This window comes from Rhizobium sp. UFLA01-1127 (assembly GCF_059803845.1).
The window spans coordinates 1-9,308 of the sequence record NZ_JAUQTZ010000190.1; the positions used below are offsets into that span (position 1 = coordinate 1).

Below are 9,308 nucleotides of genomic sequence, written 5' to 3' on the forward strand. Positions count from 1 at the left end.
ACGGATCTCGACGGCATCGGCGATGTCGCCGCAATTCTACGCGAGGTGCTTTCCGAGCTCGGCGACGATACGAAGTCGAACCGATCGCTCCATGACCGGCTCGACGGCCGGATTGCCGAGCTTGAAGCGGCGGTCGCCACCGGCAAACGGGAGAAGGAGTTCTCCTCGGGCCTGATCGAGCGATTTGCGGGACAGGCACGAGAAATCCGCGAGCTTGCCGGAAGCCTCGACAGGGAAGTCAAGACTGCTCAGAGTGACGAGGTCGTCCATTGGGCGGAAAAACTGGTCGAAACCTGCGAACTTCATCTGGTCGACAAGGCTTTCGATGTTTCGCAGGCACCGGACATCAGCGAAAGACTGATCCGAATTGGCAATCGCGCCCGCGAAATCGCCTTCACCATGGATTTCAGCTTCCTCTACCGTCCCGAGCGCCGGCTGCTGTCGATCGGCTTCCGGGTCGAGACGGAAGAAGTGGATGCCGCCTGCTACGATCTGCTCGCCTCTGAAGCTCGCCTGACGAGCCTCTTCTCCGTGGCCAAGGGTGATTTGCCGACCGAGCACTGGTACAAGCTCGGCCGCCACGTCGTTCCCGTCGGCACGCGCGGTGCGCTGGTCTCCTGGTCCGGCTCGATGTTCGAATATCTGATGCCGCCCCTCGTCATGCAGGAGCGCAGCGGCGGGATCCTCAACCAGACCAACAATCTGATCGTTCTCGAGCAGATGAATTATGCCCGCAAGCTCGGCACGCCCTGGGGTATCTCGGAAGCGGCCTTCAATGCCCGCGATCATCAGATGAACTATCAGTACAGCAATTTCGGCGTGCCGACGCTCGGCCTGAAACGCGGTCTCGGACAGAATGCCGTCATCGCGCCCTATGCCTCGCTGCTGGCCAGCCAGTACAATCCGGTCGCAGCCCTCGAAAACCTCAACCGGTTGCGGGCGGTCGGCGCGCTCGGCATGTATGGTTTCCATGATGCCGTCGATTTCACGGCAAACCGCGTGCCCGAGGGCAAGCAATGCGCGGTGGTCTACAACTACTATGCGCATCATCACGGCATGTCGATCGCAGCCGTTGCCAACGTTGCCTTTGACGGCCTGCTGCGCGAGCTGTTCCACGCGGATCCCGTGATCGAGGCGGCGGAGTTGCTGCTGCAGGAAAAGGCGCCGCGCGATATCCCCGTCATGGCCTCGAAACACGAAACCGATGCGCCTGCGACCATCCAGGGCGATCTGATGCGTCCCGAAGTGCGTCGTCTGGAAGACCCGGCATCGCGCGAGCGCGAGTTGCTGCTTTTGTCGAACGGTCGTTATTCTACCATGCTGACGGCGACCGGTTCGGGCTACAGCCGCTGGAAGAACCTTTCCGTCAACCGCTGGCGCGCCGATCCGACCGAGGATCGCTGGGGCTCGTTCGTCTTCATGCGCGACACCGCATCGAACGAATGGTGGTCTGCAACCGCAGAGCCGCGCTCGATCGCCAACGAGCATGTGCGGGTAACCTTCAGTGACGACAAGGCGGAGTTCATCAAGACCGTCGGCGAGCTGACGAGCGAGATGGAAGTCTTCGTCGCAAGCAATTACGATGCGGAAGGCCGCCGCCTGACAATCAGCAATACCGGCACGGAAGACCGGGTGATCGAAGTGACCTCCTATATGGAGCCTGTCGCCACACTCGATGCCGTCGATACGGGGCACCCCGTCTTTGCCCGCATGTTCCTGAAGACCGAAATCGCCGCGAAAGGCGACGCCATCTTCGTCGAGCGCCAGAAGCGCGGCGTGACGGATCCCGAGGTCGCCATTGCCCATCTCATCGTCGACACGTCGGGCGAAAATCTGACGACACATTATGAGACGGATCGCATGCGCTTCCTCGGCCGAGGGCGCACGCTGACGGAAGCTGCCGCCTTCGACGCCGGTGCGGAACTTTCGAATAGCAGCGGCTTCACGATGGATACCTGCCTATCGCTGCGCCGCACACTTCGCGTGCCGGCCGGAGAAAAGGTCAGCGTAACCTTCTGGACCATTGCTGCGGCCGAACGCGCCGAACTGGAAGCGGCCGTCGAGCACTATCGCCAGCCGGAAAGCTTTGCCCAGGGTCTCGTTCAGGCCTGGACGAGAACGCAGAGCCAGTTGCGCCAGATCGGTGTCAATTCCAAGGAGGCCGCCGCCTATCAGCGCTTTGCCCGCTACATCATTTATCCCGACATGGCGCTGCGCGCCGACAATGCGGCGGTTCGCGAAGGCCTGAAGTCGCAGTCCGTTCTCTGGGGAGCGACACTGTCCGGCGATGCGCCGCTGATGACCTTGCGCATCACCGACGAGCTCGGCACGGATCTCGTCAAGGAACTGCTGCGTGCGCAGGGGCTCTTGCAATCGCGCGGGGTCGAGGTCGATCTCGTCGTCTTCAACGAACGCGCCGGTGAGGCGGCTGCCGAAATGCAGCGCACCATCGACCAGCTCTGCGACGCGGCGCGTCACGCGAGCGAAATTGCCGGCATCCAGCGCAACATCTACGTCCTGCGCAAGGATCTGATGGACGCGGAAGCCTACGACGCCATCATCGCCGCCTCGCGCGTCGTGCTGCGCGGTCGCGACGGCAGCCTCATCGATCAGCTGCAGAAGGCTCGTTCCGTTTCCGGTTCGCCGGCGCTGCTGGGTCAATGGGGCGATTCCACCCTGGTGCCGCGCATGGTTCGCGATACTGCCGGGATCCCGCCGGCCGAGGGCAGCGATCTTGCCTTCTGGAATGGCTACGGCGGTTTCGCGGCCGAGGGCAGCGAATATGTCGTGCGCCTTTCCGGCGGCGAACAGACACCGCATCCGTGGGTCAACATCATGGCCAACGAGAGTTTCGGCTTCCATGTCTCGGCTGAAGGTGCCGCCTTCACCTGGGGCCAGAACTCCCGCGACCATCAGCTGACGCCCTGGACCAATGACATGGTCACGAACCGTCCGGGCGAAGCCTTCTATCTGAAGGATCTCGATCGCGGCTCCGTCATCGTGCCCTACGCGTCTCTGGCGCAGCGCGCAGACACGCGCTTCGAAGCTCGCCACGGCCTCGGCTACTCGGTCTTCTCGACGGTTCAGGACGAGATTTCCCTGGAGGTCACCCAGACCCTCCACATGGAAAAGCCGGTCAAGCTGACGCAGTTGCGCATCCGCAACGATGCCGGCGAAGCACGCAAGCTGCGTCTTTATGGCTATGCCGAATGGATTCTCGGCAACAACCCGACGAAGAGCAAACCGTTCATCCTATCGAGCTTCGACAGTGTGAGTGGAGCGGTCTTCGCGAAAAATCCGTTCAGCGTCAGTTTCGGGACGCGCGTCGCAGCATTCGCGGCAAGTGAAGCACCGTCGAGCGTTTCCACCAGCCGCCGCGAATTCATCGGCCGGCACGGAACGATCCAGCAACCGCGCACGGTCTCGGCCGGCTCGCGGCTTTCCAATGCCGTCGATCTGGATGGCGATCCGGCCGCTGCCATGGCATTCGACCTGACGATCGAGCCTGGCGAAGTGCGTGATATCTGCTTCTATATGGGTGACGCCGCCTCGCAGGAGGAAGCCGCCGCTCTCATCGCCGGCATCCGCTCCATTGGTTTTGCGGAGGTTCTTGAGAATACACGTAAGTTCTGGAAGGATTTTACCAGCAAGACGCGTATTTCGACGCCGGATCGGCGCCTCGATTTCATGGTCAACAATTGGCTGCCCTATCAGACCTATAGCTGCCGCATCATGGCCCGCACCGCCTTCTACCAGTCGAGCGGCGCGTGGAACCTGCGCGATCAGCTGCAGGATTCGCTGGCCTTCCTGCTGCATTCGCCTGAGATCGCGCGCAAGCAGATTCTCAATACCGGCCGGCGCCAGTTCCGCGAGGGCGATTTCCAGCACTGGTGGCTGGCAGATAGCGGCGCCGGCGTTCGCACGAACATCTCCGACGATCCCGTCTGGCTTGCTTATGCCGTCGACCAATATTGCACGGTGACGGGCGACAGTTCGATCATGGACGAAATGCTGCCCTTCGTCGAAGGCGCGCAGCTCAGCCCCGGCCAGTACGACGCATTCCTGCAGCCGCGTGTTTCCGACGAAACGGCATCGCTTTACGAGCATGCCGCTCTCGGCCTCGATCTCTCGATCAAGCGCACGGGCGTCAACGGACTGCCGCTGATGATGAGCGGCGACTGGTGCGATAAGATGGATCGCGTCGGCGTCGCCGGCCGCGGCGAAAGCGTGTGGCTGGGCTGGTTCCTCGCCGGCGCCTTGCGTCGCTTCATCGCTTACGCCGAAACGCGTGGCGATGCGCAACGCGCCGGCCGCTGGTCGGATCATCTGGTAAAGCTCAAGAGCGCGATCGAAACGGCCGGCTGGGACGGCGAATATTATCGCCGGGGCTATTACGACAACGGCGCTCCTCTCGGCTCCAGCCAGTCGGAGGAAGACAAGATCGATTCGATCGCCCAATCCTGGAGCGTGCTCTCGGGCGAGGGGGATGCTGACCGCAGCAACATGGCGATGAACGCGGTCCTCGCCAAACTGGTCGATGACGACGGCAAGCTCATCCGCCTGCTGACGCCGCCGTTCATCAAGCCGGTCAACGATCCCGGTGTCATCAAGGCCTACCCGCCGGGTGTGCGTGAAAATGGCGGCCAGTATACCCATGCCGCAACATGGGCAGCTCTTGCTCTTGCCCGGATGGGCCGTGGCGAAGACGCCTGGCGCGCTGTCGAAATGCTCAATCCGATCAACCATGCCCTCGATAAATCCTCTGCGGACATTTATCGCGTCGAGCCTTATGTGATCGCCGGTGACGTTTATGGTGAAGGCGACCTTAGAGGCCGGGGCGGCTGGAGCTGGTATACCGGCTCGGCCGGTTGGTTCTATCGCGTTGCGATCGAAGGTATCCTCGGTATTCGCGCCGAAAGCGGACGCTTGCACATTAAGCCGGCGCTGCCGGCCGGATGGGACGGTTACTCGGCCGGGTTGGAGCTGCCCGGCGGACGATACGAAGTCTCGATTTCAAGAACAGGTGCGACGGGAGAGTATTCGGTCGCGATCAACGGAACTGTCATCGACGACTTGCAAGAGGGATATCTGCTCGGCTCCTCGTAAACGAGATCTCGTTGCAATTCGAAGCCAGAAATGGATTTCTGCCGCTTGGCGCCGACATGCCGGGCGGCAGAACGCGTCAGGAACCTACTTGACGGAAATCGATCCTCTCCAGCACCTTGCCTTCCATGGCCAGGGCGGGATGATTTTGGGTCTGTTCGACCTGAAATAAAGAGCAGAGCAGGATGTCGTCCGAAGTCCCTTGGCACTTTCCGGCATCACGCCTTAGGACGGCCTCGGGCAAGAAGGGAATACCGATGCTCTTACCTGCGGCGCAAAAGCGATGCCATGAATTCTGAAGATCTAATGCAGCCAAGCCGAAAGCATCGCTCCTTGGTGCGGAAACGAGTGGTGAGCTCAGGTTTTCCGGGATTCGTCCACGGAGCGATTTGATTATGGCCGGGAGGAACTCCATAAGCTTGTAAAATAGTCAAATAATTTGTATATTTGTTTGAAGGAAGGGAGCGTGGTGATGGAAAAATTTTCGACCGTCGAATTGCTGCGAGACATCAAGACCGTGACCATGGCTGCAGATCGCGAGCCTGTCGCAATCACGCAGCATCGTAAGCCAAGATATGTCCTCATGACCTACGACGAGTTTGAAGCTCTGAAAAGCCGAGGCGATCCACGCCGGGTCTATGGTCCGAATGAAGCCCCCGCAGACTTGGCAGCGATGATCCTGCCCGAACTTGACCGGCTGATAGAGGAAGGCGGGGACGTCAATGGCTGACGTCCCCGCCAACGGTTCCGTAATCCGTTACCCTTATCTCTGGGCGTGGCAGCGCGACAAAGGAGAAACGGAAGGACGAAAGGGCCGGCCGGTTTGCATGGTGCTTGCGATTCCCAAGGGCAATCAGACGAATCTTATCTTGCTGGCCATTTCGGGAACGCCGCCTCGCTCCGACCAGACGGCATTGGAAATTCCACAACTCGAATGCCGCCGCGCCGGCATTCGTGAGTGGAAGGATTCATGGATCACCGTATCGGAGTTCAATCACGATCTGGCGGAAGTATCGTTCTACTACGATCCAAGCGCTGAAGTGCTGGGATCGTTCAGCAAAGGGTTTCTTGCGAAGATCGCGGCAGCCTTCAAGCCTTTCCTCGCAAGCCCTGATGCCAGAATAAGTCGTATCGAGTGAAATGCCGCCAGTATCCGGGGACAACGTATTCCGGTCCCGAGGAGGTGCAGCTTCCAGCTTTTCCCCGATCTCCATCTCTCGAACCGATGCTCAAACGGTTCATCAAAGCGGCACGATGGCCAGATCAAAGATCCTGCAAATCAACGCCGAATAGCTCCTGGTGCATGTGCTCGACCGCGATACCGATACCGCCGACCAGGGCTGCCCGATTGCCGAACTGGCTGATTTCGATACGAGGTGGGTAGGGTGTGCAACGTGGCAGATACCGGCGAATAGCTTCGACAAGTTCAGGGCGCGCGCCGATGCTGCCGCCCATGATCACCAGTTCCGGATCGAGCGTAGCGCCGATGGCCGCAATGGCAAGTGCGATCAATCGCGCGGTTTCCTCGATCACGGCAATTGCGGCCGGCTCACCGGCAACCAGCGCCGAAAAAAGTTCCGTTACGCTTTTTTCGCCAGAGCCGCCATATCCAGCATAGCGCCGTACCATCGCCGCACTACCCACCGCACTTTCAAGAGTGCCAAGGGTGAAGCCATCCGGATCAAATGGTTCTCCGCCGAGAGGTAGATAGGCAATTTCTCCGGCAGCGCCGCGCGCTCCCCGCATGAGGCTGCCATTCGCAATGATGCCCATGCCGATACCGGTTCCCAACGCCATGAAGACAAAATTGCTGGCCGCTGAGCCATGTCCGCGCCATCGTTCTCCCTGCGCGGCGAGATTGACGTCGTTTTCAATAACGACCGGAATACCCGTGCGATCACTCAGGAGGTGGCGCAGGTCGATTGTTTCGACGCCGGGGATGTTCGGAGCGACATTGATATGTCCGGTGACCGGGTCAAGTACGCCTGGAGTGCCCAGCACGATGACGCGCAATTTGGAGAGATCGATACCGGCGCTGCCGGCAAGGTCTCTTATGATGCTATGGAATTGATCGACCAGGGAAAGGCCGCCATGAGGGCTCGTCGGCACTTTGGTTTCGGCAACGATATTTCCAAGCAGATCGCAGATGATTGCGGCGATCTTGGTCCCGCCAAGATCGATGGAGGCGGCGAAACCGGCGCGTGCGTCGAGCTCATAGGTGATTGCGGTTCGACCCAGACGCCCATCGGTATATCCGGTCGGCTTCAGCCAGCCGCTGTTCTCCAGATGGCGTACGACATCGGAAATCGTTTGCTTGGATAAGCCCGTCAGCTTGGCGATGTCGGCGCGGGAAATAGGACCTTTCGCAAGGATGGTCCGAATAACGGAGTTTGTAGAGATCTTTCGCGCTATCGGTGTCTGGGTCGCATTAGGCATCATTGCTGTTTTCTCGCGCCCGTTTCTCATTAGTTCGGGACCTATGCCTAATTCCTTTAACGTGAATTGCTATCATGTCAAATTCCAGGGAAATATCGCGAATTCAAAGCCACCGTCAGCCGCTCGGCTAGGGTAGGCCCAGATAATTTGTCCACGCCATTGACAAATTGAGCATCCAATCCATAGACTGCCCTGATGGCTGAGCAAATTGCGGAGGAGTCATGAAGGCGAGGCCGAGGGATAGGAGATGCAGGTCCATATCCGCGCTGGGTCCTATGACGCCTCCTTCCGGCACGGATGCTGGATATGAAGGCCCGGACTTTACGGGTCATCTCATCTTCGACATCGCTCATCGATAAGGTGCTCGGCTCGCCATGATGACCCCCACACCAGAAGGCGAAATCACAACCAGGGACGCGGTCATCCTGCCGATCATGGCGCCTCGGCTACAGGCGGACGCGCATCCAGACGGCTATATAGAGCTTGCTCTTTGGGGAAGCGGTCGCCTGGGAAAGCTGCGCTTTTCCAAGCTTGCCGGACCTTACATCTACGGCCCAAACAGGATTATTGCTAAAGCAGGCGGCATCTTCGTCGCCCAGTCGCAGCCCGTTCTTCTGATCCGCAATGCTCGTGTCGAAGGAATTTTCCCGGCTCGCCGCGGCGCTTGGTGGCATGAAGCCAGCGAGGATAATTCAAGGGCGAAACGCATCAAACGCGACGATCGCCATATTGTCGCGACTGGCTGGGGGGTGGTGATCGTCGAAGCCGGTAACGGCGATATTCGTATTGCCGTCGGGGCCTCAGAAAGCGAGGCCGAGGCTGCACTTGGCCTTGCAGGCGACGCGATCGTCGCCGAGTCTGCGAATTATGTCGCCCGTTGCGACTTGGCGCCCAAGGCCGATCCTGTGATGCGCAGCATGGTGATGCAGGGCGCGCACGCCGCGCTTTCCAGTATCCGGCTCGATGAGAACGGCGTGTTTGCCGGTCTGGCCGCAGGCCAGGCCTATAGCGCGCCCGCGCGAACCTATTATCGCGACGGCTACTGGACGATGCAGCTGCTGCTGCGCCTGGCGCCGGAGACGGTGCGCGATCAAATTCGGCTGCTTGCCAAGGGAATCCAGCCTGACGGAGAAGCGCCAAGCGGCGTAATCGTGACAGGGCCGGCGCAATCGCAAGCCTGGCAGAACTTCGTTCTCGATTGCAGGCTCCATCCCGAAAAATATCATGGCAAGGCTGTCCCGGAGCACCACAATCGCCCACAGGATTGGTGGAGCGACCATTTTGACAGCCCGCTTTTCTTCATCCTCTTTCTGTCAGACTATGCCGATGCCACAGGCGATACGGCAGAAGCGCTGCAATACTGGCCACTCGTCACGGCGATCGTCAAACGATATCTGGCTTTTGCAGGCCCTGGCAGCGTGCTGCCGCTCAAGCCGCGACATGACAGGGACTGGGCAGACAATGTCTATCGGGAAGGTCTCGTCTCCTACAATCTCGGCCTTTTCGTCGGCGCGTTGGATGCAGTGGCGAAATTGGGGGCCAAGCACGATCCCGCGTTGGCACAGAAGGCGCGTGAAACAGCGCAGTCCGCCCGCGCTGAAATCGAGGACAGGCTTTTTGTCCCGAGCAGAAACGGCTATGCCGACTTCATCACCCCAGACGGGTTCGTCGAGGATCATCTCGTGCTCGATAGCCTGACACTATCCCGTTACGGAGCCATTTCGTCATCGCGAGCGATGGGGCTCCTCAAGGCCATGGAAGGGGCTTTG

General features: G+C 59.9%; 6 protein-coding genes. 4 read left to right on the plus strand and 2 right to left on the minus strand.

All coding sequences use genetic code 11. From position 1 onward, the window contains the following. Positions 1 to 5,106, plus strand: a 5,106-nt coding sequence (locus tag Q4Q11_RS29170; protein ID WP_498571652.1) for a glycoside hydrolase family 94 protein, incomplete at its 5' end; no start/stop codon positions are given. Between the two features lie 76 nt (positions 5,107 to 5,182). Here the strand turns inward: Q4Q11_RS29170 and Q4Q11_RS29175 are convergent. After that, entirely contained in the window at positions 5,183 to 5,419 is a 237-nt protein-coding gene (locus Q4Q11_RS29175; protein ID WP_498571653.1) for a hypothetical protein, read from the minus strand. Positions 5,420 to 5,575: 156 nt separating this feature from the next. On the opposite strand from Q4Q11_RS29175, the gene Q4Q11_RS29180 reads away from it, so the two are divergent. Both Q4Q11_RS29180 and Q4Q11_RS29185 read left to right on the plus strand, forming a co-directional pair. After that, positions 5,576 to 5,833 (plus strand): type II toxin-antitoxin system Phd/YefM family antitoxin, encoded by a 258-nt coding sequence (locus Q4Q11_RS29180; protein ID WP_498571654.1) that lies wholly within the window; start codon positions 5,576 to 5,578, stop codon positions 5,831 to 5,833. Between the two features lie 97 nt (positions 5,834 to 5,930). Continuing rightward, positions 5,931 to 6,242 carry a hypothetical protein gene (locus tag Q4Q11_RS29185; RefSeq protein ID WP_498571655.1) on the plus strand — a complete coding sequence of 104 codons (312 nt, stop codon included), beginning with the start codon at positions 5,931 to 5,933 and terminating at the stop codon, positions 6,240 to 6,242. A 124-nt stretch (positions 6,243 to 6,366) separates the two neighbouring features. On the opposite strand, the gene Q4Q11_RS29190 is transcribed toward Q4Q11_RS29185, so the two are convergent. After that, positions 6,367 to 7,539, minus strand: coding sequence for an ROK family transcriptional regulator (locus tag Q4Q11_RS29190; RefSeq protein ID WP_498571657.1), 1,173 nt, complete (start codon positions 7,537 to 7,539; stop codon positions 6,367 to 6,369). A 374-nt stretch (positions 7,540 to 7,913) separates the two neighbouring features. On the opposite strand from Q4Q11_RS29190, the gene Q4Q11_RS29195 reads away from it, so the two are divergent. Beyond that, positions 7,914 to 9,308, plus strand: a 1,395-nt coding sequence (locus Q4Q11_RS29195) for a glucosidase family protein (RefSeq protein WP_498571656.1), incomplete at its 3' end; no start/stop codon positions are given.